This is a genomic window from Pseudorhizobium halotolerans, from assembly GCF_902153235.2.
In the GTDB taxonomy this organism is placed as follows: domain Bacteria; phylum Pseudomonadota; class Alphaproteobacteria; order Rhizobiales; family Rhizobiaceae; genus Neorhizobium; species Neorhizobium flavum.
Window position 1 is genome coordinate 1,641 of sequence record NZ_CABFWE030000011.1, and the last position, 938, is coordinate 2,578.

Annotated in this window: 1 protein-coding gene and 1 pseudogene; both read left to right on the plus strand. The window is 60.7% G+C overall.

The genetic code is table 11. The features are described 5' to 3' along the window. Window positions 1-741: Mu transposase domain-containing protein (locus FN060_RS15400; RefSeq protein ID WP_425312177.1), on the plus strand; the 741-nt coding region annotated here is incomplete at its 5' end. Continuing rightward, window positions 731-938 (plus strand): annotated as a pseudogene (locus FN060_RS15405) (ATP-binding protein); the annotation flags it as partial. The gene FN060_RS15400 and the pseudogene FN060_RS15405, both read left to right, overlap by 11 nt.

Sequence of the window (938 nt, forward strand, 5' to 3'; positions counted from 1 at the left end):
TCACTGGAGGCCTTGAACGATTGGCTCGAGGCCCGTTGCAAGGAGTTCTGGACCAAGACACCCCACGGTCAGTTGCGTGGCACTATTGCCGACATCTGGGCCGAGGAAGTCCCAGCTCTCATGGCGCTCTCCAGGCCGTTCGACGGGTTCGTCGAATATACGAAGCGGGTCACGCCCACCTGCCTCGTGCATCTGGAGCGCAATCGCTACAGCGTTCCGGCATCCTTCGCCAATCGACCGGTGAGCCTCCGGGTCTACCCAGATCGTGTCGTGGTCGCCGCAGAAGGCCAGATCGTTTGTGAGCACCGCCGCGTCATAGATCGGTCCCATGATCGGCCGGGCCAGACCATCTACGACTGGCGTCACTATCTGGCGGTGGTGCAGCGTAAGCCCGGTGCTCTTCGTAACGGCGCACCGTTCATCGAGCTTCCCGATGCATTCCGGACCTTGCAGCAATACCTGCTCAAGAAGCCGGGTGGCGATCGAGAGATGGTCGATATCCTGGCCCTCGTCCTTCAGCACGACGAGCAGGCAGTCCTGTCTGCCGTCGACATGGCGCTGAAGTCTGGCGTTCCGACCAAGACGCATGTGCTGAACCTGCTGCATCGGCTCGTTGACGGTAAATCCTTCACGCCGCCGACCCTCGACGCGCCACAGGCACTGACGCTCACCAATGAACCCAAGGCTAATGTTGAACGATACGATACATTGAGAAAGACGGAGACTCGCCATGCGTCATAATCCAGCAAGCGGCGCGATCGTCATCATGCTGCGGCAGTTGAAGATGCATGGCATGGCCCACGCCGTCGGCGATCTGACCGAACAGGGTTCGCCGGCGTTTGAGGCTGCCATTCCGATCCTGTCGCAGCTTCTCAAGGCGGAGACTGCGGAACGCGAGGTCCGATCGACCGCCTATCAGCTCAAGACAGCGCGCTTCC